The sequence below is a fragment of the Bradyrhizobium sp. AZCC 1588 genome (assembly GCF_036924735.1).
Classification (GTDB): Bacteria; Pseudomonadota; Alphaproteobacteria; order Rhizobiales; family Xanthobacteraceae; genus Bradyrhizobium.
Genome location: NZ_JAZHSC010000001.1, coordinates 3,678,895 through 3,701,566, shown reverse-complemented (window position 1 = coordinate 3,701,566; position 22,672 = coordinate 3,678,895). Strand labels below are relative to the sequence as shown.

General features: G+C 63.6%; 19 protein-coding genes and 1 other RNA gene. 9 read left to right on the top strand and 11 right to left on the bottom strand.

Going from position 1 to position 22,672, the window contains the following annotated elements:
* Positions 1–12: 12 nt before the first annotated feature.
* Both V1277_RS17320 and ffs read right to left on the bottom strand, forming a co-directional pair.
* Positions 13–1,857 carry a DNA polymerase III subunit gamma/tau gene (locus V1277_RS17320; RefSeq protein ID WP_334417372.1) on the bottom strand — a complete coding sequence of 615 codons (1,845 nt, stop codon included), beginning with the start codon at positions 1,855–1,857 and terminating at the stop codon, positions 13–15.
* A 109-nt stretch (positions 1,858–1,966) separates the two neighbouring features.
* Positions 1,967–2,063: signal recognition particle sRNA small type (gene ffs / locus V1277_RS17315), an RNA gene on the bottom strand.
* A gap of 267 nt (positions 2,064–2,330) precedes the next feature.
* Here ffs and V1277_RS17310 point away from each other — a divergent pair.
* The 4 genes from V1277_RS17310 to V1277_RS17295 all read left to right on the top strand — a co-directional run bounded on the left by V1277_RS17310 (position 2,331) and on the right by V1277_RS17295 (position 5,302).
* Positions 2,331–2,756, top strand: a complete 426-nt coding sequence (locus V1277_RS17310; RefSeq protein ID WP_213288228.1) for an HIT domain-containing protein — start codon at positions 2,331–2,333, stop codon at positions 2,754–2,756.
* Positions 2,757–2,760: 4 nt separating this feature from the next.
* A complete protein-coding gene (gene nudC, locus V1277_RS17305; RefSeq protein WP_334417371.1) occupies positions 2,761–3,699 on the top strand; it encodes an NAD(+) diphosphatase in 939 nt (312 codons plus the stop codon).
* A gap of 73 nt (positions 3,700–3,772) precedes the next feature.
* Positions 3,773–4,735 carry a sugar kinase gene (locus V1277_RS17300; RefSeq protein ID WP_334420398.1) on the top strand — a complete coding sequence of 321 codons (963 nt, stop codon included), beginning with the start codon at positions 3,773–3,775 and terminating at the stop codon, positions 4,733–4,735.
* Positions 4,736–4,801: 66 nt separating this feature from the next.
* Positions 4,802–5,302 (top strand): Lrp/AsnC family transcriptional regulator, encoded by a 501-nt coding sequence (locus V1277_RS17295; protein ID WP_028351627.1) that lies wholly within the window; start codon positions 4,802–4,804, stop codon positions 5,300–5,302.
* 152 nt (positions 5,303–5,454) lie between these two features.
* On the opposite strand, the gene V1277_RS17290 is transcribed toward V1277_RS17295, so the two are convergent.
* From V1277_RS17290 to V1277_RS17270, 5 genes are all read right to left on the bottom strand, one after another.
* Positions 5,455–6,954: a phosphomannomutase/phosphoglucomutase gene (locus V1277_RS17290; RefSeq protein ID WP_334417370.1), complete on the bottom strand. Its 1,500-nt coding sequence runs from the start codon at positions 6,952–6,954 to the stop codon at positions 5,455–5,457.
* A gap of 117 nt (positions 6,955–7,071) precedes the next feature.
* Entirely contained in the window at positions 7,072–7,587 is a 516-nt protein-coding gene (locus V1277_RS17285) for a TIGR02281 family clan AA aspartic protease (protein WP_334370947.1), read from the bottom strand.
* Between the two features lie 162 nt (positions 7,588–7,749).
* The gene (gene hrpB / locus V1277_RS17280) at positions 7,750–10,350 is read right to left on the bottom strand and encodes an ATP-dependent helicase HrpB (RefSeq protein ID WP_334417369.1); all 2,601 of its coding nucleotides are present in this window, start codon (positions 10,348–10,350) and stop codon (positions 7,750–7,752) included.
* 66 nt (positions 10,351–10,416) lie between these two features.
* Positions 10,417–10,662, bottom strand: coding sequence for a hypothetical protein (locus V1277_RS17275; RefSeq protein WP_334417368.1), 246 nt, complete (start codon positions 10,660–10,662; stop codon positions 10,417–10,419).
* A 29-nt stretch (positions 10,663–10,691) separates the two neighbouring features.
* Complete coding sequence (locus tag V1277_RS17270) at positions 10,692–12,008, bottom strand: UDP-glucose dehydrogenase family protein (RefSeq protein ID WP_334417367.1); 1,317 nt, start codon at positions 12,006–12,008, stop codon at positions 10,692–10,694.
* Between the two features lie 180 nt (positions 12,009–12,188).
* Here V1277_RS17270 and V1277_RS17265 point away from each other — a divergent pair, with 180 nt between their 5' ends.
* From V1277_RS17265 to V1277_RS17255, 3 genes are all read left to right on the top strand, one after another.
* Positions 12,189–13,241 carry an acyltransferase family protein gene (locus V1277_RS17265; protein ID WP_334417366.1) on the top strand — a complete coding sequence of 351 codons (1,053 nt, stop codon included), beginning with the start codon at positions 12,189–12,191 and terminating at the stop codon, positions 13,239–13,241.
* 232 nt (positions 13,242–13,473) lie between these two features.
* The gene (gene polA / locus V1277_RS17260) at positions 13,474–16,533 is read left to right on the top strand and encodes a DNA polymerase I (protein ID WP_334417365.1); all 3,060 of its coding nucleotides are present in this window, start codon (positions 13,474–13,476) and stop codon (positions 16,531–16,533) included.
* 257 nt (positions 16,534–16,790) lie between these two features.
* Positions 16,791–17,426 (top strand): LysE family translocator, encoded by a 636-nt coding sequence (locus V1277_RS17255; RefSeq protein WP_334417364.1) that lies wholly within the window; start codon positions 16,791–16,793, stop codon positions 17,424–17,426.
* 184 nt (positions 17,427–17,610) lie between these two features.
* Here the strand turns inward: V1277_RS17255 and V1277_RS17250 are convergent, their stop codons facing one another.
* Complete coding sequence (locus V1277_RS17250; RefSeq protein ID WP_334417363.1) at positions 17,611–18,984, bottom strand: IS30 family transposase; 1,374 nt, start codon at positions 18,982–18,984, stop codon at positions 17,611–17,613.
* Between the two features lie 99 nt (positions 18,985–19,083).
* The gene (locus V1277_RS17245) at positions 19,084–19,710 is read right to left on the bottom strand and encodes a glutathione S-transferase family protein (RefSeq protein ID WP_334417362.1); all 627 of its coding nucleotides are present in this window, start codon (positions 19,708–19,710) and stop codon (positions 19,084–19,086) included.
* A gap of 197 nt (positions 19,711–19,907) precedes the next feature.
* On the opposite strand from V1277_RS17245, the gene pyrE reads away from it, so the two are divergent.
* Together pyrE and V1277_RS17235 are read left to right on the top strand one after the other, a co-directional pair.
* On the top strand, positions 19,908–20,471 hold the full coding sequence (gene pyrE, locus V1277_RS17240) for an orotate phosphoribosyltransferase (RefSeq protein ID WP_065743861.1): 564 nt from the start codon (positions 19,908–19,910) through the stop codon (positions 20,469–20,471).
* Between the two features lie 110 nt (positions 20,472–20,581).
* Positions 20,582–21,394 carry a DUF2865 domain-containing protein gene (locus V1277_RS17235; protein WP_334417361.1) on the top strand — a complete coding sequence of 271 codons (813 nt, stop codon included), beginning with the start codon at positions 20,582–20,584 and terminating at the stop codon, positions 21,392–21,394.
* Positions 21,395–21,515: 121 nt separating this feature from the next.
* Here the strand turns inward: V1277_RS17235 and V1277_RS17230 are convergent, their stop codons facing one another.
* Together V1277_RS17230 and V1277_RS17225 are read right to left on the bottom strand one after the other, a co-directional pair.
* Positions 21,516–21,947, bottom strand: coding sequence for a hypothetical protein (locus V1277_RS17230; protein WP_334366229.1), 432 nt, complete (start codon positions 21,945–21,947; stop codon positions 21,516–21,518).
* A gap of 308 nt (positions 21,948–22,255) precedes the next feature.
* Positions 22,256–22,486: a hypothetical protein gene (locus tag V1277_RS17225; protein ID WP_334417360.1), complete on the bottom strand. Its 231-nt coding sequence runs from the start codon at positions 22,484–22,486 to the stop codon at positions 22,256–22,258.
* Positions 22,487–22,672 lie beyond the last annotated feature (186 nt).

Below are 22,672 nucleotides of genomic sequence, written 5' to 3'. Positions count from 1 at the left end.
TCGAGAGTCCGATCAGTCGTCGTCGCCGTCGGAAGTCTCGTTCAAGTCGTCAGTGATAATATTGGATTCCGGCGGCTCGGCGGCAAGCCTTCGCACCTCGACGACCTTGGTGCCGGGAAACCGCGCCAGCACCTCCTGCACGCGCGGATCGGCCTCGGCTGCGCGGGCATGCTCGTTTCTCGCTTGCTCGTTCTGCGAACGCAATGTCGGCTGGCCGGCCTCGTTGGAGACGATCACGGTCCAGCGCCGCCCGGTCCACAGTTCCAGCTTGCGGGAGAGGTCGTTGACAAGCCCCCGCGCCGCATTCCGCTCCAGCGCCACCTCAAGCCGCCCGTCCTCGAAGCGGACCAGGCGCATATCGGCTTCCAGCGCCGCCTTGGTCAGGAGATCGCGCTTTTCGCCGGCGAGCGCGACAAGCTGCGGGAAAGTCGTGATCCGCAGTACGGGCGCGGAGTTCGTTTGTGCCAACGGCGCCGCCATTTGCGGGCGCGCGGACGCTTCCGCGCCGGAGCGGGGCGAGGCCGGCGTCCGCATCGGCGACGCGGCAGACATTGAGGATACCGGTGCGGTGGGCGCAGCCCGTGACGGCGCCGCGCTGCCTGACGCGATCTGCGCGCCCCCGCCGTTTTGGTCGAGCATCCGGATCGCTTCATCCGGCGTCGGCAGGTCGGCGACATAGGCGATGCGCACCAGCACCATTTCGGCGGCCGCCGCCGGCCGGGTCGCGGTCTGCACCTCCGTGATGCCCTTGAGCAGCATCTGCCACATCCGCGACAGCACCCGCATCGACAGCTTTGCGGCAAATTCACGGGCGCGGACGCGCTCAGTCTCGCCGAAAGCGACGTTGTCGGCGGTGGCGGGGACGGCCTTCACGCGGGTAACGAAATTGACGAATTCGGCGATGTCGGACAGCACCACGACCGGATCGGCGCCGACGTCATATTGGCTGCGGAATTCGCCAAAGGCGCTTGCGATATCGCCGCGCGCCAGGTGCTCGAACAGGTCGATCACCCGGGTGCGGTCGGCAAGCCCCAGCATCTGCCGTACCGCGTCGGCGCGGACGAGGCCCGCCGCATGGGCAATTGCCTGATCGAACAGCGACAGCGAATCGCGCACCGAGCCCTCCGCGGCGCGCGCGATGATGCCGAGCGCCTCGGGCTCGACCTCGACACCTTCCTTTTTCGCGATGTTGGAGAGATGCCCCATCAGCACGTCGGCCTCGACCCGGCGCAAGTCAAAACGCTGGCAGCGCGACAGCACCGTCACCGGGACTTTACGGATCTCGGTAGTGGCGAAGACGAATTTGGCGTGTTCCGGCGGCTCTTCCAGCGTCTTCAGGAAGGCGTTGAACGCCGCCGTCGACAGCATGTGGACTTCGTCGATGATGTAGACCTTGTAGCGGGCACTCGCCGGCGCGTAGCGCACGCTGTCATTGATCTGGCGGACGTCGTCAACGCCGGTATGGGACGCGGCGTCCATTTCCAGCACGTCCATGTGCCGGCTTTCCATGATCGCCTGGCAGTGCACGCCGAGATCCGGCATGTGGATGGTCGGCCCCTTCACCGAACCGTCGGGCTTTTCGTAATTGAGCGCGCGGGCGAGGATCCGGGCCGTGGTGGTTTTGCCGACGCCGCGGACGCCAGTCAGGATCCAGGCCTGCGGAATCCGGCCCGTTTCGAACGCGTTCGAGACGGTGCGGACCATGGCCTCCTGGCCGATCAGGTCGTCGAAATTGGAGGGGCGGTATTTTCGCGCCAGCACCCGGTAGGGCTTGGCGGTGGCGGGCTGGCCGCCGAGCTCCAAACCACCCTGGCCGGCGCCTGCTGTCATATCGGGGGGAGCGCCAGCATCACTCATCGGTCGATCCGCAATTGATTGTCTCTCAGGGCCGGCTTGCGGAAAGGAGCAAAATCAGGCGCACGGCGCGGACCCGGCCGCTTCCATGCGCTTTTCGCTCGAAAAACAGGTAGGAGACTGACGAGCGACCCGATCCGGACCTCGTTAGGGCTGCTTCCTTCCGGACCTGACCCGGTTGGCGAGTGGCTCGTCCACCGCCAATCTCCCGATCCCTATTTGGGGCCAAAAGGGCCGGAAAGCAAGCGGGGCTTTCCCTGTAATACTCCGCGTTTCCCTGTCATACCCCGCGAAAGCGGGGTATCCAGTACGCCGCAGCCTAACAGTAAAAACGGAAGGGCCACGGCGTACTGAATCATCCGCTTTCGCGGATGATGACACCTTGGTATGAAACTGCGCGAGTGCTCTCCAGAAGGCACTTTTAAAGACCCGACATGCATCTAAGGCCCGGCATGGATCGGGCATGGGAACTCTTGATGCCCTCTGACGCCTCCGCCTGGTCGCTGCATTCCCAGCTCAAAAAGGACACCATCGATATCGGCGACCTGCCGCTGTGCAAGGTGCTGGTGATCAAGGACGCGCATTACCCGTGGCTGCTCCTGGTCCCGCGCCGGGCAGGTGCGGTGGAAATCATCGACCTCGACGATGTCGAGCAGGCGCAGTTGATGACCGAAATCTCCCGGGTTTCGCGGGCGCTCAAAGAGATCACGAAATGCGACAAGCTCAATGTCGCGGCATTGGGCAATCTGGTGCCGCAGTTGCATGTCCATGTCATCGCGCGACGCACCAGCGATGCGGCCTGGCCGCGCCCGGTCTGGGGCGTGATGCCGCCGCTGGCGCACGACGCCGAGGAAGTCCAGAATTTCATCAACGCGCTTCGCCGCAAGATCTGGTTGGGTTGAATAGATGTCCGCATTCGACAAGTATCCGCTGGGGAAGCCCGCTTTCGTTACCCATATTCTGGATCGCGCCGCGCATCTGCGCACCAATGACGAAAAACTGTTCGCGCTGGAGAACCAGCGCAACGCCAGCGCCTATGTGATCTACCGCGACTCGCTTCTGGTGAAGCAGGAGGCGGATGGGCCGCGCGTGCTGCTCGGCATCGAAGAAGCCGTGAAGCTCGGCGCCAATCCCGGCACCATCTTTCTGGGCCTGCGCGACGGCGCGCCGGTGTTCGGCATGGGTATTTCGGCGGCGGCCGTGGAGAAGCTGATGACGCGCGACGGTGTCGCCGTGACCGAGCTGCGCGGCATGGCCATGCAGGGCACCGTTCCGCCGGAACAACTCTCCGCGATCGCCATGGCCAAATCGATGGTGACCTGGCATCAGCGCCACGGCTATTGCGCCAATTGCGGTACCCGCACAGCGATGAAGGAAGGCGGCTGGAAGCGCGAGTGCCCGAGCTGCAAAGCCGAGCACTTTCCGCGCACCGATCCGGTCGTAATCATGCTGGTCACGCACGGCGATCGATGCCTGCTCGGCCGGCAGAAGCAGTTCATGCCTGGAATGTGGTCATGCCTCGCCGGCTTCGTCGAAGCGGCCGAGACGATCGAGGACGCGGTCTGCCGGGAAATTTTCGAGGAATCCGGCATTCGTTGCACCGACGTGAGCTATTACATGACGCAGCCGTGGCCCTATCCGTCATCGCTGATGATCGGATGTTCCGCGCGCGCGCTCAACGAGGAGATCGTGGTGGACCGCGCAGAACTCGAGGACGCGCGCTGGTTCAGTCGCGCCGAGGTCACTCTCATGCACAAGCGCCAGCACCCCGACGGCCTGTTTGCCGCGCATCCCTTCGCGATCGCGCATCATTTGATCGGCCAATGGTTGCATCCGCGGGGATAACTGCGCGTAGCACGGAACCGGCGCCTGCTTGCTCGATTAACTGGGGACTTGAACGGACATGACGGATCCACGCATGAACTTTCAGGACAAGGCGCCGAAAATACCCCCGCGTGTCCTCTGCATCGGCATGCCGGTGCGTGACCTCACTTTTCATACGCCGGGCGTTCCCGGGCGCGGTTCCAAGGAGAACGCCACCGCATTCGACGAAATCTGCGGCGGCAACGCGCTCAATGGTGCGATCGGCATCGTTCGGCTCGGTGGCCGCGCCTCGATTTGCGGGCCGATGGGCGATGCCAAGGAAACATCGAGCCGCTTCATCTTCGAGCAGATGGCGCATGAGGGCATCGAGACAAAACATCTGATCCACATGCCGGGGCTGGTGACGCCGATCTCGGCGGTGATGATCGATCCTTCCGGCGAGCGCACCATCGTGACCTTCCGCGATCCGAACCTGTGGCATGTGAAGTTGCCCGACTTCGACACGCTGCTGGACGATTGCGCCGCCATTCTCACCGAGAGCCGCTGCGCGGAATTCTGCACCGAGCTCTGCGCCGAGGCGGTCCGGCGCGGCATTCCCGTCATCGTCGACGTCGATCGCGCGATGTCGATGCGCGAGGGATTGTTAACCGCCTCCACCCACCTGGTGTTCTCAAGCGAGCCGCTGCAGGAAACCGCAGACGTTAGCGACGATGCCCAGGCGCTGAAGAAAATTGCAAAGCTGACCCCCTCATTTCTGGCGGGAACCCGAGGCCCGAGGGGTACGATCTGGCTCGACGAGAACGGCGGCATCCAGGAAACCCCGGCTTTCCCGGTGCATACGGTAGATACCTTGGGCGCCGGCGACGTGTTCCACGGCGCGTTTGCGCTCGCGATCACCGAGAACCAGGAATTGCGGCAGGCGCTCCGATTCGCCTCCGCCGCGGCAGCGCTGAAATGCACCCGCTTCGGGGGGGCCTTCGCAGCCCCACAACGTGCTGAAGTTGAAGAGTTTTTGACCCACGGCCAAGCCGCAGGCCAGACTTCGACCAACCACTAGCGACTTGCTATAGAAGAATTTTCTATATATGAGGGGATCAGACCTTTCATATGGAACATTCTTCTCATGACCGACCTAGCCGTTCAACTTCCTGAAGCCAGCCGCCGGCTGGATGCCATCGACCGCAAGATCCTGACCGTGCTGCAGGAGGACGCCTCGCTATCGGTTGCCGAGATTGGGGACCGGGTTGGGCTGTCGTCGACGCCGTGCTGGAAGCGGATCCAGCGGCTGGAGGCCGATGGCGTGATCCTGCGCCGGGTCGCGCTGGTCGACCAGAACAAGATCGGGCTCGGCATTTCCGTGTTCGTGTCGGTCGAGAGCGCCGACCATTCCGAGGCCTGGCTGCGAAAGTTCGCCGACGCCGTCAGCGCCATGCCCGAGGTGATGGAGTTTTATCGGATGGCCGGCGACGTCGACTACATGCTGCGCGTCGTGGTCGCCGATATGGCGAGCTATGACGTGTTCTACAAAAAGCTGATCAGCGCCGTGCCGCTGAAGAACGTCACCTCGCGGTTTGCGATGGAGAAGATCAAGTCGGTGACCGCACTGCCAGTGCCGGCGGCGTAAGTTTCTATCGTGTCCCGGACGCGGTGCAGCGCTTCTTCAGCGGTGCACCGCAGAGCCGGGACCCACGGTGTCCTCCGCGAAATAGGTCCCGGTTCTGCGGCGCACTACTCGCTTCGCTCGCACTGCGCCGCGCCCGGGACACGAGAACCCCTTCAAATCTTCTGGTTATACTCACCCACTTCCGGATGCGTGCGCAGCACGGAATCCATCGCCTCGAACATGTCGCGCATGCGCGCCTCACTCATCGGGCTCTCGACCACGACCACCAGTTCCGGCTTGTTCGATGAGGCCCGCACCAGACCCCAGCTTCCGTCCTCGACGGTCACGCGCACGCCGTTGACGGTGACGAGGTCGCGGATATTCTGGCCGGCGACCTTGTCGCCCTTCTTCTGCAGCGCTTCGAAATGTTTCACCACGGCGTCGGCGACGCCGTATTTGGCCTCGTCGGCGCAATGCGGCGACATGGTCGGCGACGACCAGGTTTTCGGCAGCGCGTTCTTCAGGTCCGCCATCGACTTATCAGGCGCGCGATCGAGCATCTCGCAGATCGCAATTGCCGAGACCAGGCCGTCGTCATAGCCGCGGCCGAACGGCTTGTTGAAGAAGAAGTGGCCTGATTTTTCGAAGCCTGCCAGCGCGCCCATCTCGTTGGTGCGGCGCTTCATGTAGGAATGGCCGGTTTTCCAGTAGGCGGTCTTCGCGCCCTGCTTCTGCAGCACCGGATCCGTGACGAACAATCCCGTCGATTTCACGTCGACCACGAACTGCGCTTCCTTGTGGATCGCCGACATGTCGCGCGCCAGCATCACGCCGACCTTGTCGGCGAAGATTTCCTCGCCGGTATTGTCGACGACGCCGCAGCGGTCGCCGTCGCCGTCGAAGCCCAGGCCCACATCGGCCTTGTGCTTGAGCACGGCGTCGCGGATCGCGTGCAGCATCTCCATGTCTTCCGGATTCGGATTGTACTTCGGAAACGTGTGGTCGAGCTCGGTGTCGAGCGGGATCACTTCGCAGCCGATCGCCTCCAAAACCTGCGGCGCGAACGCGCCCGCGGTGCCGTTGCCGCAGGCGGCAACAACCTTCAGCTTGCGTTTCAGCTTGGAACGGCTGGTGAGATCGGCGATATAGCGCGCCGGAAAGTTCTCGTGGAATTGATAAGAGCCGCCGACCCTGTTCTTGAAATCAGCGTTGAGCACGATCTCTTTCAGCCGCGTCATCTCGTCGGGGCCGAAGGTGAGCGGGCGGTTGGCACCCATCTTGACGCCGGTCCAGCCATTGTCGTTGTGCGAGGCGGTGACCATGGCGACGCAGGGCACGTCGAGATCGAACTGCGCGAAATAGGCCATCGGCGTCACCGCGAGCCCGATGTCGTGCACCTTGCAGCCCGCGGCCATCAGGCCGGAAATCAGCGCGTATTTGATCGAGGCCGAATAGCCGCGGAAATCGTGGCCGGTGACGATTTCCTGTTTCACGCCGAGTTCCGCAATCAGCGCACCGAGCCCCATGCCCAGCGCCTGAACGCCCATCAAATTGATTTCCTTCTCGAACAGCCAGCGCGCGTCGTATTCGCGGAAACCAGTCGCCTTCACCATCGGCCCGGATTCGAAGTCATAGGTATTCGGAACCAGCACGGATTTGGGCTTCGGGAACATGGGATGGCCTTGTCATGAAAGCGAGGGGACCGCAGCCATAGCGAAAGCGCAGGCCGGGCGAAAGGCGGGCCGACGCGTTTTGACGGTCAATTGCGGCGGTTTGGTAGCCGGGTAACCTTACTGTTCCAGCACCATTCTGCCGTTGGCATATTCGAAGCGCTTCAGCTTCGACAGGAACGACAGGCCGAGCAGGTTTTCGGACAGTGCCTCGTCCGGCAGCACCACGGCATCAACGTCGCGCACCACGAGGCCGCCGAGTTCGATCATCGCAAGCCGCGTACGCGCGGCCTTGATGGTGCCGTTGGCGGTGGTGACGGTTGCGTTGTAGTCGCTGCGCGAGGGACGCAGGCCGAAGCGGGCCGCCGACTTTTCGTTCAACGCCACCAGCGAGGCGCCGGTATCGACCATGAAGTTGATGCGTTGCCCATCGATGCGGCCGTCGGTCTGGAAATGGCCGCGCGCATCGCGGGGAATGTCGAGGCTACGACCGGAGGCTTGCGCGACCGTTTGCACGGGAGCTTTTTTCGGCGACGTACTGGCGGAGGCCGAGGTCGGCGACATCTTGTCCGCCATCTGCGCCATGTAGGTGCCGAGGCCGATCAGGACGGCGGCAAGGATCATCAGGTTACGCATCACGCCACACTCGACTGCCAGACCGCCGATATCACCACGCCGGCCGCGAAATCGCGACTAACGGCGATGACCGGGCGTGCCATTTTGACGAAAAGGATGAGTGAAGTGTTAACGGGGCGTCCTGAACCTCGCCCCGCTTGCGGGGAGAGGGAGCTCAAGCCCTCACGTCCCGCGCGGCTTGACCCGGCGGGTCGGCAGCGCGGTGGCCGGGTCTTCCGGCCAGGGATGACGGGGATAACGGCCGCGCAGGTCGGAGCGCACGGCCGCATAGCTGCCGCGCCAGAAGCCTGGAAGGTCGCGCGTCACCTGCACCGGACGTTGCGCCGGGGACAGCAATTCCAGCACCAGCGGCACCTTGCCTTTGGCGATCGAAGGATGGGTGTTGAGCCCGAACAGTTCCTGCAGGCGTACGGCAATGGTCGGGCCCTGCTCGGCCTCGTAGTCGATCGCCAGCATGGTGCCGGTCGGCGCCTCGAAATGCGTCGGCGCCTCGCGCTCCAGCCGCGCGCGCAATTCCCATGGCAACAGCATCATCAGCGCATCCGAGAGATCGCCGGAGGAAAAATCCTTCAGCGAGGTCTTGCCGTAGAGCGCCGGCACCAGCCAGTTCTCGGCTCCGGCTGCCAGCGCAGCATCCGACAGATCGGGCCAGCTCTCACCTTCCGCCTTGCGCAGGAACATCACGCGGTCGCGCCACTGCTTCAGAGATTTCGACCATGGCAGCTTGTCGAGCCCCGCGGCGACCAAGCCCGCAGCGAAGATGCGTGCGGTCTCTGCCGACGGCGACAGCGCCATCGGCGCTTCCGACAGCGTGATTGCGTGCAGCGTCCGCTTGCGGCGGGCACGCAGCGCCATCGCGCCGCGATCGAACGAAATCTCTTCGGTGCTTTCGATCTGATCGGCGAAATGCGATTCGATATCTCCTTGCGCGATCGGTGCCGCCAGCAGAATGCGCCCCTGGGCTGCGGTGCCGGTCAGTTCGGCGACCGCGATATAGGGCGCGCGCGCCAGCGACGAGGCTTGCTCGACGGCAGCGCCACGACCGTTGGCGAGCACGAAACTGCCGTTGCCGCGGTTGCGGGCGACCCGATCGGGGAAGGCAAGCGCGAGCATGACGCCGGTGGAGAGTTCTGCGTTAGGGACGCGAGACTGCCCGGGCTCCCCTCCCCCCTGCGGGGAGGGGTTGGGGGAAGGGGTAAGCCCAGGAAAGACTACCCGTGTGGACCCCTCTCCCCGGCCCTCCCCCGCAAGGGGGGAGGGAGAAGAGAGAGCACGCTCCTCGGCCCCCACCTGCTGCGCCCAGCGCTGGGCGAGACTGCGCGCGCTGGAAGCGCGCGGCGAGCGGTCGCGGCGGAACTGATCGAGCCTGACGTCGAGATCGACGCTGTCGCCGCCGAGGCCGCGTTCGGTGAGGATCGCGGCGATTTCGGCGGCCTCTTCGCCCGCGCCCAGCCGGTGCGAATCCACGATCATGCGCGCCAGCCGTGGCGGCAGCGCCAGAGCCCGAAGGCTCTTGCCCTCTGCGGTGATGCGGCCGTCGCTATCGAGAGCACCGAGTTCGAGAAGCAGGCTCCCCGCTTCCTTCAGCGCCGGCGCCGGCGGGGAATCGAGAAACGCCAGCGTCGCCGGATCGCGGACGCCCCATTGCGCGAGATCGAGCACCAGCGAGGATAGATCGGCCGAGAGAATTTCCGGCTGGGTGTAGGCGGCAAGCGAAGCCGTCTGCGGCTCGTCCCACAGCCGGTAGCACACGCCGGGCTCGGTGCGGCCGGCGCGGCCGCGGCGCTGGTCGACCGCGGCGCGCGAGGCGCGCACGGTCTCGAGCCGCGTCAGGCCGATATCGGGCTCGTAACGCGGCACCCGCGCCAGGCCGGAATCGACGACGATGCGGACGCCCTCGATGGTCAGCGAGGTCTCGGCGATCGACGTCGCTAGCACGACTTTGCGTTGCCCCTTCGGTGCCGGCGCGATGGCGCGGTCCTGCACGGCGGCCTCCAGCGCACCGAACAGCGGTACGATCTCGACGGCTGGATCATGCACCCGCTCACTGAGAAAATTCCGGGTGCGGCGGATTTCGGCGGCGCCCGGCAGAAACGCCAGCACCGAGCCGGGATCGGCGCGCAGCGCGGTCGCGATCGCATCCGCCATCTGCCGCTCGATCGGTGCGTCCGCCTTGCGGCCGAGATAACGTGTCTCCACCGCAAACGCACGGCCTTCGCTGGCAACCACTGGTGCATCCCCGAGCAGTTTGCCGACCCTTGCGCCGTCGAGCGTTGCCGACATTACGAGGATGCGCAGGTCCTCGCGCAGGCCAGTCTGCGCATCGCGGGCGAGCGCGAGCCCCAGATCGGCGTCGAGCGAACGCTCGTGAAATTCATCGAACAGCACGGCGGCGACGCCGTTCAATTCGGGATCATCGAGAATCTGGCGCGAGAAGATTCCCTCGGTGACCACCTCGATCCGGGTCGCGCGCGAGATCTTGGAGCCGAAGCGGACGCGATAGCCGACGGTCTCCCCTGCCCGCTCGCCGAGCGTCCGCGCCATTCGTTCGGCGCTGGCCCGCGCCGCGATCCGCCGCGGCTCCAGCATGATCATCTTCTTGTCCTTCAGCCAGGGCGCATCGAGCAGCGCGAGCGGCACCCGCGTGGTCTTGCCGGCACCGGGAGGGGCCACCAGCACCGCGGTGTTGTTGGCCGCGAGCGTGCGGTCGAGCTCCTCGAGCACCGCGTCGATCGGCAGGGGCGTGTCGAAGCTACGGGACAAATTCTCACCAGCGGGTCATGCCCGGGCGTATCCCGGGGCACGCACCATCTCAATACCTTTTCAACACTAGCCGAGGTCAAGACCCATACGTTGAGCAAGCCTTCGAATTTCCTGCTCTTGCTCGGACGAAAGCTGGATCCCTTTTGAGACGGTCAAGGAGTGTAGCCATTCCAAGGCCACTCCAAACTCGAAATTCTCTATGAATTCAGCCAAGAGATCACGACTGTTCTGGTCGATCTTTGGTGCAATCGAGCCAGCAAGGGAAGTCAGAGCTTCATCCATCTCACGTCGAAATTCATCGCGCGCATTCATGGATACATTCCTGATCGCGCGTTGGCGCATCAAGTCCTCGGCGGAGCCGCCCGTCCCACACTCTCGTAAACGAAGCCATGGGCCGCCATGTCTTCGGAGCGATAAATATTGCGCAGATCTACGATAACGGGCTGCGCCATCGCGCCCTTGATCCGATCGAGGTCGAGCGCGCGGAACTGGACCCATTCGGTGACGATCACCATGGCGTCCGCGCCCTTCACGCACTCATAGGGGTCGTCGCAATATTCGATCTCGGGCAGCTCCTTCTTCGCCTGCTCCATGCCAACCGGATCGTGCGCGCGCACTTTCGCGCCCATGTCGAGCAGGCCGGTGACGAGCGGAATCGACGGCGCCTCGCGCATGTCGTCGGTGTCGGGCTTGAAGGTGAGGCCGAGCACCGCGACCGTCTTGCCGCGCAGGTTGCCGGCGGCATTCGACACCTTGCGCGCCATCGCGCGCTTGCGGTTGTCGTTGACGCCGAGCACGGCCTCGACGATGCGCAGTTGCACGTCATGGTCCTGGGCGATCTTGACCAGCGCGCGGGTATCCTTCGGAAAACAGGAGCCGCCGAAGCCCGGACCAGCATGCAGGAATTTTGAGCCAATGCGGTTGTCGAGCCCGATGCCACGCGCGACCTGCTGCACGTCGGCGCCGACTTTTTCCGAGAGATCGGCAATCTCGTTGATGAAGGTGATCTTGGTGGCGAGGAACGCGTTGGCCGCGTATTTGATCAGTTCAGCGGTGCGCCGCGCCGTGAACATCAACGGCGCCTGGTTGAGCGACAGCGGCCGGTAGACGTCGCCGAGCACCTTGCGCCCGCGTTCGTCGTCGGTCCCGACCACGATACGGTCGGGGAATTTGAAGTCGCGGATCGCGGCGCCCTCGCGCAAAAATTCCGGATTGGAGGCGACCACGACGTCGGCCGACGGATTAGCCTCGCTGATCAATCGTTCGACCTCATCGCCAGTGCCGACCGGCACGGTCGATTTGGTCACCACCACCGTGAAGCCCGACAGCGCCGCCGCGATCTCGCGCGCGGCGCTGTAGACGTAAGTGAGGTCGGCATGGCCGTCGCCACGCCGCGAGGGCGTCCCGACGGCGATGAACACGGCGTCGGCTTCCGCCACCGGCGCGGTCAGGTCGGTGGTGAAATCCAGCCGCTTAGCCCTGACGTTGGAGGCCACCAGCGCGTCGAGCCCGGGCTCGAAAATCGGGATCTCACCTCGGCGCAGGGCTTCGATCTTGCCGGCGTCCTTGTCCACGCAGGTGACCTGGTGGCCGAAATCGGCAAAGCAGGCGCCGGATACCAGCCCCACATAGCCCGTGCCAATCATGGCGATTCGCATGAAAACAATCCGTATTTGATGGTTAACGCCAGTCCCGATTTTGCGGGCGTCTTAGAGCATTTTTCATCAAAGGGGAAACCGGAAAAAGCGCCCGATCCCGGCATGTGATTTGTATGGATAAAGAAGAAAGCAACGGATCGGGCCGAAGATGCGGCCGCCTCGCGCCGAAAAGGGACACCGATGACTTCAAACGGTACATCCGCCGTCACGGAACGCTCCACCCGTATCGATTGGGTGGACTACGCCAAGGGCATCTGCATCGTCATGGTAGTGATGATGCATTCGGTGCTGGGGGTCGAAGCGGCGGCCGGCCAGACCGGCTTCATGCATGCGTTCGTGATGTTCGCAAAGCCGTTCCGGATGCCGGATTTCTTCCTGATTTCGGGCCTGTTTCTTGCCGTTGTCATCGACCGTGACTGGCGCACCTATCTCGACCGCAAGGTCCTGCACTTCGCTTATTTTTATGTGCTGTGGGTGACGATCCAGTTCGGCTTCAAGGCTCCTGGGTTCGCCGCTGAATCGGGTTGGCGGCATGTCGGATTCATGTATCTGGAATCCTTCATCGAGCCGTTCGGCACGTTGTGGTTCATTTATTTGTTGCCGGTGTTCTTCGTTGTCACAAAACTGTTGCGCGGCGTCCCGCCGCTTGCGATCTGGCTCGCGGCCGCGGCGCTCGAGATGGCGCATATCACGACCGGCTGGACCGTGATCGACGAATTCTGCGGGCGTTTCGTCTATTTCTATTCCGGCTACCTGTTTGCCAACTACGTGTTCGCGGTGTCGGACCGCGCGCGGGCGCGCCCGGCCCTCGCACTCGTGGGCGTCGCGCTGTGGACGCTCGTCAACGGCGCGCTGGTCGTATCCGGCTTTGACGAATGGCCGCTCGTTTCACTGGCGCTCGGCTTTGCGGGCGCCGGCGCCATCATCGTCATGGGCACGCTGCTGGCGCGCACGCAGTGGCTGAATTTCCTGCGCTATTGCGGCGAGCATTCCATCGTCATCTATCTCGCCTTCTTCCTGCCGATGGCGGTGACCCGAACGCTGCTTTTGAAGACCGGCCTGATCGCTGATATCGGAATGGTCTCGCTGATCGTGACGGTTGCAGGCGTCGCGGGGGCGGTGGTGATCTGGCGCCTGGCGCTGGCGCTGCGGGCGAACTTCCTGTTCGTCCGCCCGGCCGCGTTCTGGATCGCGCCGAAAAAAGCCGCGCCGGCGCTGCAGCCGGCGGAGTAGGGTTCGTATCCAAATATTCCGCTGTCATCGCCCGGCCTTGTGCGCAATTGCGCACTGGGACCGGGCGACCCAGTACGCCGAGCTCCCTCAGTTGAACATGACCGCCGCGGCGTACTGGATCACCCGCCCCAGTGCGCCATTGCGCACAAGGCGGGTGGTAACGGGTGTGTATTGGGCTCAAAATCCCTCTCCCAAGGCTGTCAATCCGCGCAAAAATCCCTAGATTTCGGCCATGCCGAAATCAGCCCCCAAAGCCGCCGCGAAACCCGCTCCCGCCACCAAGGCCCCTGCCAAGGCCCCCGCCAAAAGTCCGGGCAAGGGCGACCATGTGTTCCTGGTCGACGGTTCCTCCTACATTTTCCGCGCCTATCACGCGCTGCCGCCCTTGAACCGCAAATCCGACGGGCTGCAGGTCAATGCCGTGCTCGGCTTCTGCAACATGCTGTGGAAGCTGCTCCGTGAAATGCCCGAGGATAACAGGCCGACGCATCTCGCGATCGTGTTCGACAAGTCGGAAATCACGTTCCGCAACAAGCTCTATCCCGATTACAAGGCGCATCGGCCGCCGGCGCCGGACGACCTGATCCCGCAATTTGCCTTGATCCGCGAAGCCGTGCGCGCCTTCGACCTGCCCTGCCTGGAGCAGGTCGGCTTCGAGGCCGACGATCTGATCGCGACCTATGTCCGCATCGCCTGCGAGCGCGGCGCTACCGCCACCATCGTGTCCTCGGACAAGGACCTGATGCAGCTCGTGACCGACTGCGTCACCATGTACGACACCATGAAGGACCGGCGCCTCGGGGTCGCCGAGGTGATCGAGAAATTCGGCGTTCCGCCGGAAAAGGTCGTCGAGGTGCAGGCTTTGGCCGGCGATTCCACCGACAACGTGCCGGGCGTGCCCGGCATCGGCGTCAAGACCGCGGCGCAATTGATCGTCGAATATGGCGACCTGGAAACGCTGCTGCAGCGCGCCGGCGAGATCAAGCAGCCGAAACGGCGCGAGGCGCTGATCGAGAACGCCGAGAAGGCGCGGATCTCGCGGCAACTGGTGCTGCTCGACGACAAGGTCGATCTCGAAGTGCCGCTCGATGACCTTGCCGTGCACGAGCCGGATGCGCGCAAGCTGATCGCCTTCCTCAAGGCGATGGAGTTCTCCACCCTTACCCGCCGTGTCGCCGAATATTCGCAGATCGATCCCGCCGATATCGAGCCGGATGCCGGCAACAAGAGCGGCGCCAGCGTTTTCGCGGTGCCGCCATCGGGCAAGAAGCCGGAGGGCTATGTCGAAGGCGCGACGCTATTCGACAGTCCGCCCGCCGGCAAAGCCGGCACCGCACCGGGCAAGACCGGCGGCGACAAGCAGGACAAGGGGGCGAGCCACAAGGGTACACCGATATCGCTGGCTGCGGCCCGCGCGGAGGCCGCGCGAAAACTGCCGGTCGATCGGACCAAGTACCAGACCATCCGCGCGATCGATGAGCTCAATGCCTGGGTTGCGCGGGCCTATGACGCCGGCACGTTTGCGATCGTCGCCAAGGCGAGCTCGGACGATCCAATGCAGGCCAACATCTGCGGCATTGCGCTGGCGCTGGCGCCAAACGACGCCTGCTACATTCCACTCACGCACAAGCAATCCGGCGGCGGCGCAGGCCTGTTCGACGCCGGCCTCGCGCCGGACCAGATCACGGCCGCCGAGGCGCTGGCGGGGTTGCAGCCGCTGTTGGAATCACAGGGCATTCTCAAGATCGGCTTCGATATCAAGTTCAGCGCCGTGATGCTGGTGCAGCACGGCGTCACCCTGCGCAACGTCGACGACGCGCAATTGATGTCGTACGCGCTCGACGCCGGACGCAACTCGCATGCGCTGGGGTCACTCGCCGAACGTTGGTTTGGCCATGCCGTCACGAGCGAAAGCGAGCTAATCGGCAACGGCAAGAACAAGCTGACCTTCGACCAGGTCGCGATCGACAAGGCGGCCGTCTATTCGGCCGAGAGCGCCGACGTCATCCTGCGGCTGCATCGCGTGCTCAGACCGCGGCTCGCCGCGGAGCACATGATGACGGTCTACGAGACCTTGGAGCGGCCGCTGGTCACCGTGCTGGCGCGGATGGAGCGGCGCGGCATTTCGATCGATCGCCAGGTGCTGTCGCGGCTGTCGGGCGATTTCGCCCAGACCGCAGCGCGCGTCGAGGCCGAGTTGCAGGAGATCGCCGGCGAGCCGATCAATGTCGGCAGCCCCAAGCAGATCGGCGACATCATCTTCGGCAAGATGGGCATCCCCGGCGGCACCAAGACCAAGACCGGGGCGTGGTCGACCTCGGCGCAGATTCTCGATGAGCTCGCCGAACAGGGTCATGAATTCCCGAAGAAGATTCTGGAGTGGCGGCAGGTCTCGAAACTGAAATCGACCTATACCGACGCGCTGCCGAATTACGTGCATCCGCAGACCCACCGCGTGCACACGACCTACGCGCTGGCTGCGACCACCACGGGGCGGCTGTCGTCGAACGAGCCGAACCTGCAGAACATTCCGGTTCGCACCGAGGACGGCCGCAAGATCCGCCGCGCCTTCATCGCGACGCCCGGGCACAAGCTGGTGTCGGCGGACTACTCGCAGATCGAATTGCGGCTGTTGGCCGAGATTGCCGACATCCCCGTTTTGAAGCAGGCGTTCCGCGACGGGCTCGACATTCACGCCATGACGGCATCCGAAATGTTCGGCGTGCCGATCAAGGACATGCCGGGTGAAGTGCGGCGGCGTGCGAAGGCGATCAACTTCGGCATCATCTACGGCATCTCGGCGTTCGGCCTTGCCAACCAGCTCGGCATCGCCCGCGAGGAAGCCTCCGCCTACATCAAGAAGTACTTCGAGCGCTTCCCGGGCATCCGCGCCTACATGGACGAGACGCGGGATTTCTGTCGCACCAATGGCTATGTGCTGACCCTGTTCGGGCGGAAATGTCATTATCCCGACATCAAGGCCTCCAACGCCTCGGTCCGCTCCTTCAACGAGCGCGCCGCAATCAACGCGCGCCTGCAAGGCACCGCCGCCGACATCATCCGTCGCGCCATGATCCGGATGGAAGATGCGCTGGCGGAGAAGAAGCTGTCGGCGCAGATGCTGTTGCAGGTGCATGACGAACTGATCTTCGAAGTGCCCGACGGCGAAGTGGCGGCGACGCTTCCGGTGGTGCAGCACGTCATGCAGGACGCGCCGTTCCCGGCGGTAACGCTCTCGCTGCCGCTGCAGGTGGATGCGCGGGCGGCGAATAATTGGGACGAGGCGCATTGAGGCGATGCGTTCCCCGGATGCTGCGCAGCACCAAAAGCGCGTTCACGCGCGTCTTGGACGCGCTATGGTGATGCGCTGCTGATCCGGGGTCCAGTGGGTCCCGGCTCTGCGTCGCGTCATTTCATGCCGCGCCGCGTCCGGGACACGTGATCTGCATTGCTCCGAACGATAGCGGCTCCCCATCGGAGCAATATACGAAATGACATCGCCGCGCGCTGCACGCTAGAAACGTGCGCATTCCTCGCCGCGAGTCTGCCATGCCTCACATCGCAACCCTGCTCGGTTTTGCCCTGGTCTCACTCGGCATGGTGCTGACGCCGGGGCCGAACATGATCTACCTGATCTCGCGCTCGATTACGCAAGGGCCGGCAGCCGGCATCGTCTCGCTCGGCGGCGTCGCGCTCGGCTTTGTGTTCTACATGCTGTGCGCGGCGTTCGGCATCACGGCGCTGCTATTTGCCGTTCCTTATGCCTATGACGCGCTGCGGTTTGCCGGCGCGGCCTATTTGCTGTGGCTGGCGTGGCAGGCGCTGAAACCGAACGGGCGTTCGCCGTTTCAGGTGAAGAAGCTGCAAGTCGACGGCCCGCGCAAATTGTTTGCGATGGGCTTCGTCACCAATCTGCTCAATCCGAAGATCGCGATGCTGTACCTGGCGCTGCTGCCGCAATTCATCGATCCGGCTGTGGGAGGTGTGCTGACGCAGTCGCTCGCACTCGGCACGATCCAGATCGTGATCAGCGTCAGCGTCAATGCGATGATCGCGCTCGCCGCCGGATCGATCGCAATGTTTCTCGGCTCGCGGCCGACGTGGCTGTTGCTGCAGCGCTGGCTGATGGGAACGGTGCTGGCAGGGCTTGCGGTGAAGATGGCGTTCGAGGCGAAGCGGGCGTGATGCCGGCCTCTCTCCAAGTACACCGCTGTCATCGCCCGGCCTTGTGCGCAATTGCGCACTGGGACCGGGCGACCCAGTATCCCAGAGCACGTGTTTTGAAGAGCAACTCGTGCCGCATTGACCACTTCGCTTCATAAGAAAAGCCGCGGCGTACTGGGCGGATTCAACCGGTCGTCGCAACACTTCATGTATGGCCCGCTCGGAGAAGTTCGTCGAGAGTTTCCGCTGGTGTTTTCCAGCCGAGGGTTTTCCGGGGCCTGGTGTTGAGTGCAAGAGCCACGGCTTCAAGGTCGTCGACACTGTGTGCGCCAAGATCGGTACCTTTCGGAAAGTACTGTCGCAGCAGTCCGTTGGTGTTCTCGTTGGAGCCGCGCTGCCATGGGCTGTGAGGATCACAGAAGTAGACATGCACGCCCGCATCGATCTTCAGGCGTGCATGCTGAGCCAACTCGGCTCCTTGATCCCAAGTCAGAGACCGACGCAGTTGCTCGGGCATGGTGACGATCGCGCGAGCGATAGCGTCGCGCACCGCCTCAGCCCCGTGTCCGGCGAGTGCCGGTCCATTCTTCGCACGAACTCCATGAATATGGCCCGGCATGCGCGGCAGATGCAGCAGCATGGTAAATCGTGTGGTGCGCTCTACCAAGGTGCCGATCGCAGAACTTCCAAGGCCTACGATGAGATCCCCTTCCCAATGTCCCGGCACGGCTCGATCGGCTGCCTCCGCCGGTCGTTGACTGATCATAATCTCGGGAGAAACGAAGCTTCTGCCCTGCTTGCGCGTGCGCGCCCTCGGCATCCGAAGCGCCCGTCCCGTACGCAAACAAGCCGTCAGTTCGCGGCGCAGCGCTCCTCGGCCTTGCACGTAAAGTGCTTGGTAGATCGCCTCGTGACTGATCCGCATCGTCTCATCCTCGGGAAAATCGAGCCGAAGACGGCGAGAAATCTGTTCCGGGCTCCACGCTGTTGCCCAGCGTCGGTTCTGCCGATGCACGGCTCGGCGCCCCTTCCACACAACCTTCGGGCCAGCGATAGGCGCCCCGGCCCGAGTGGCGATCATACCGGCAAGCCTGTCTTGCACATAATCGCGCAGAATCGGATTGACCGCCAACTTCGCCGGCTTCGGGCGTCGGGCAGATTGATCCGCGTGCCATTGTGCCGTCGTCGCTCGGTATTCTGGAGCGCCGTGGCGGCGTGCCGCATTGCGTCGGAGCTCGCGAGAGATCGTGGATGGCGGGCGACCAAGATGACCAGCAATGGCTCGTACGCCGTGACCCTGCGCGCGCAAGATCGCGATCTCTTCACGTTCGGCGAAAGAAAGGTAGCGCCCTGATGGAGGTTTTGACGATTGCGAGAAATGTGTTGGCGGCATTCCGCCGGCCCTCCGGAACCACCGCACTCCGACAACCGGAGACACCCCGGCGTCAACTGCAGCATCTTCGCTCGAGCGCCCCGAGGCAACCGCCGCCCAAAACCGTCTGCAATTCTCCCGCCGTGCCTTCGGAACCCGGCCTGGTGATCGCGCACTCCGGCCCGAATCTTCTCTGTATCCATTCATCGCAACCTCCTTGGCTGAAGTGTTGCGACGACCGGTTGAATCCGCCCTGGATCGCCCGGTCAAGCCGGGCGACGACAGAATTGCGCTAGGATAGAGAGCTCAATCCAGCTTCGCTTCCATGCCGCGCTTGGTCGCCGGGCGTGCCATCAGGGCGTTGTACCAGCGCTCGACGTTCGGAAAATCCTTCAGCTCCACCTTGTGGCGCGGGTGGCGCCAGGCCCAGCCGAGGATGGCGAAGTCGGCGACCGACAAGGCATCGGCGACGAACTCCCGGCCCTCCAGCCGACGGTCGAGGACGCCGTAGAGCCGGCGGGTTTCGGCCATGAAGCGCTTGAGGCCATAGGCGCGGTCGGTCTCGTTCTCAAGCGCGATGAAATGGTGCACCTGGCCGGGCATCGGCCCAAAGCCGCCCATCTGCCACATCAGCCATTCATAGACCGGGATACGCTCGGCCAGCGGCTTGGGCAGGAACTTGCCGGTCTTCTCGCCGAGATAAAGCAGGATCGCACCGGACTCGAAGATGCTGACCGGCTTGCCGCCGGGGCCGTCGGGATCGATGATCGCCGGGATCTTGTTGTTCGGGCTGAGCTTGAGAAAGGCGGGCGCCATCTGCTCGCCCTTGGTGATGTTCACCGGGATCACCTTGTAGGGCAGCCCCATTTCCTCCAGCGCAACTGAGATCTTGCGGCCGTTTGGCGTGTTCCAGGTGTGCAGTTCGATTGTCATTTTTGTCATCCCCGCGGAACGCGGGGTATCCAGTACCCCGGAACTTCGGGGCGTTACAACCGCCGCTGCGGAATACGCGGCCATCCGCTTTCGCGGATGCCGACATCGTGCCCTGTTGACGGCGTCGGATCGGCGCTGGAATCTGCCCTGCAGCGCCGATAGATTGCGCCCCGCCTGAAACCTTCGGGGAAACCGTCTTGTCCAAATCAGCCTCCCGCGCCCGCCTCGCCGAGATCATCCGCAAGCGCTCGTTCGGCCGCGGCGAGATCACTCTGGCCTCAGGCCGCAAGAGCGACTTCTACTTCAACCTCAAGCCGACCATGCTCGACCCCGAAGGTGCGGCGCTCTTGGCCGAGCTGACCTATGAGGCGTTGAAGGACGACAATCTCGATTTCGTCGGCGGGCTGGAGATGGGCGCGGTCCCACTGGCGGGCGCGATCGCGCAGCTCTCCTGGATCAAGGGCCACCCGATCGCGGCGTTTTTCGTGCGCAAGAAACCAAAGGAGCATGGCGCGCGTCTCGCTGTGGAGGGCCTTGCCAAGGGCGAGACCCTGCAGGGCAAGCGCATCGTGATCGTCGAGGACGTCACCACGACAGGCGGCTCGGCGTTGAAGGCGGTCGAGGCCGTGCGCGAAGCCGGCGGCGAGATCGTGCTCGTGCTTACGATGGTAGACCGCGAGGAAGGCGCGACCGAAGCCTTTGCCGAGGCAGGGCTTGAGTTTCGTTCGCTGTACAAGGCGGGTGAATTTTTGAAGGGGTGAATGGGTCTCCCCCCGCCCCCGCTCATCACTCATTTACCATCGCCCGTTAAGGTTACCCGAACTGAAGCCGTCGCGCTTCGGCGCGTTTGTTGCGTTGGGTGGAGTTGGCGTTGCGTACAGAGTTGACTTTTTCGCGCGTGCGGCGCCGCGCGACGTTTGTTGCCGCAGCGATCCTTTCGGGCGCTCTCCTGCTCGCGCCTGGCAGCGTTTCCGCCGAAGGCCTGTTCGATTTCCTGTTTGGCGGCGCGCAGAAGCAGCAGGCGCGGCAAGCGCCTCCGCAGGCCAATTTCTTCGCCGATCCGTTCGGCCTCAATCAGCAGCCATCAGCGCCCGCCCCGGCCCCGCGCGTGGCGGGCTCCGGGCCTGCGTTTTGCGTGCGAAGCTGCGACGGCAAATATTTTCCGCTGACGATGCGCGGCACCGCCTCGCCGGTGCAGACCTGCCAGGCCTTCTGCCCGGCCAGCGTCACCAAGGTGTTTTACGGCAGCAACATCGATCATGCGACCGCCAGTAACGGCGAGCGTTATGCCGACAGCGAGAACGCCTACGCCTATCGCAAGGCGCTGAGCGCCGACTGCACCTGCAACGGCAGAAGCCCGTCCGGGCTTGCGCCGGTCGATCTCACGCTCGATACCTCGCTGCGCTCCGGTGACGTCGTCGCCACCACCGACGGCCTGGTGGCCTATACCGGCGTGCGTCTTGGCGCCGACCACACGGCGGAGTTCACGCCGGTCGCCTCCTATCCCGGCCTCACGGCAGATGTCCGCGCCCGGCTCGGCGAAATGAAGGTCGCGCCAGTCAGCGCCGAGATGGTCGCAGCCAACGCGCCGCTTCCCGAAACGAGACGCGACGTCGAACTGCCGACCGCTTCCATACCGAAGATCGCCGCGCCGAAAGCGGCGAAGCGAGCGGAAGTGAATTAGCAGTTCGAGCGTCATTCCGGGGCGATGCGAAGCATCGAACTACGATGCGCAATTGCGCATCGGAGAATCTCGAGATTCCGGATATGGTCCTTCGGACCATTCCGGAATGACGAAGACTACCTCACCGCCCGACAATCACGCCGATCACGTTCGGCGCCGACAGATATTTTTCCTCGATCGCCGCCCGCGCCGCGGCGCGATTTTCCGGCGTCAGCAGGCCGCGCTTCTCGGCGAGAATCATCCAGCAATAGCCCCACCAATCCGTCAGCATGCCCTGGTCGTCGACGAGATCGTAGCCTGCTTGGGCCGCAAAAATCCGCGCCTGCGCCTCATCCAGCGAATCGAGAAAGGCGTGATCCTCGATCGAAAACAGTTCGTCGCTGAAATCGTCCGTGGTGTAGCCCCACACCGACATGCAGACCGCGTTGAACTCGCGGTCGATCGCGTCGTCGTCGACGAGCTGGCGGCGCGAGGCCTGGTGCAGGCGCGACAACGAGCGCGCGAAATCGGCGATGCGGGTGAGAGCGAACTGATCGAAAGCGATGGTGGACATGTAGTCCTCGCAAACTCGGATGGGCCTATATGTTGTGTCGGCGATGCGCCGAATCACAATGATATATCAAAGACTTGCTAAGGTGTTCTTAATTTGTTCTAGCCTCGTGCCGAAATTTCGCCTATCCGGTTGCCGAAAGGATCGAGAATCAAGGGCGGGGCGCGAGCCAGCCAGATTCGGATGCTGTTGCTGGAAGCGGTCGACGCGTTCGAGCTGCTGCAGAAGCTTTATCTCCGCTATCCCGCGCTTGCCGAGGAAGGCGAACCTTGAGATCGCGTGATGGTATGAACCATCCGCAACGCAATCCTTCACATTGCCGACAACAGTTTGTCACCGCAATAATTGGCGTAGAATTTTCCGCCGCACTGCCGCTTGATCGCGGCACAACGCGCCGCGGGCGAAGCGCCCTTTGCGACGCTAAATGAGCAGCTTACGCCGTCGGCACTTCTGCCGGTCTTGCCCGCGGCAAAGGCGGCGCTAGTGGCGCTGATGCAGACCATCAATAACGCGGTGGCCGCGATCTCGATCGTCAATCTCATGACAGGCCCTCCCCGTTTTGCTGGCACGCGATTCCTTGGACCCCAATCAGCATCTACCCACCAAGCCCCAGCGATCCCTGTACTTTGGTATTGGATTATAACACCAAAGCTGGCACGCCGGTGCCGCGAAATCGGCCCGGTCCTTGCATAAATTCATACCAGCGCAGTGCACAACATACTCCGGCG

Coding starts and splice junctions, on each gene's coding strand:
- V1277_RS17250 (WP_334417363.1), bottom strand. CDS start 18,984: ATGAATGGATACAGAGAAGATTCGGGCCGGAGTGCGCGATCACCAGGC.
- V1277_RS17300 (WP_334420398.1), top strand. CDS start 3,773: ATGAACTTTCAGGACAAGGCGCCGAAAATACCCCCGCGTGTCCTCTGC.
- V1277_RS17265 (WP_334417366.1), top strand. CDS start 12,189: ATGACTTCAAACGGTACATCCGCCGTCACGGAACGCTCCACCCGTATC.
- V1277_RS17270 (WP_334417367.1), bottom strand. CDS start 12,008: ATGCGAATCGCCATGATTGGCACGGGCTATGTGGGGCTGGTATCCGGC.
- V1277_RS17245 (WP_334417362.1), bottom strand. CDS start 19,710: ATGACAATCGAACTGCACACCTGGAACACGCCAAACGGCCGCAAGATC.
- V1277_RS17255 (WP_334417364.1), top strand. CDS start 16,791: ATGCCTCACATCGCAACCCTGCTCGGTTTTGCCCTGGTCTCACTCGGC.
- V1277_RS17320 (WP_334417372.1), bottom strand. CDS start 1,857: ATGAGTGATGCTGGCGCTCCCCCCGATATGACAGCAGGCGCCGGCCAG.
- polA (WP_334417365.1), top strand. CDS start 13,474: ATGCCGAAATCAGCCCCCAAAGCCGCCGCGAAACCCGCTCCCGCCACC.
- V1277_RS17230 (WP_334366229.1), bottom strand. CDS start 21,947: ATGTCCACCATCGCTTTCGATCAGTTCGCTCTCACCCGCATCGCCGAT.
- V1277_RS17275 (WP_334417368.1), bottom strand. CDS start 10,662: ATGAATGCGCGCGATGAATTTCGACGTGAGATGGATGAAGCTCTGACT.
- V1277_RS17310 (WP_213288228.1), top strand. CDS start 2,331: ATGCCCTCTGACGCCTCCGCCTGGTCGCTGCATTCCCAGCTCAAAAAG.
- V1277_RS17225 (WP_334417360.1), bottom strand. CDS start 22,486: ATGAGATTGACGATCGAGATCGCGGCCACCGCGTTATTGATGGTCTGC.
- V1277_RS17285 (WP_334370947.1), bottom strand. CDS start 7,587: ATGCGTAACCTGATGATCCTTGCCGCCGTCCTGATCGGCCTCGGCACC.
- V1277_RS17295 (WP_028351627.1), top strand. CDS start 4,802: ATGACCGACCTAGCCGTTCAACTTCCTGAAGCCAGCCGCCGGCTGGAT.
- nudC (WP_334417371.1), top strand. CDS start 2,761: ATGTCCGCATTCGACAAGTATCCGCTGGGGAAGCCCGCTTTCGTTACC.
- V1277_RS17290 (WP_334417370.1), bottom strand. CDS start 6,954: ATGTTCCCGAAGCCCAAATCCGTGCTGGTTCCGAATACCTATGACTTC.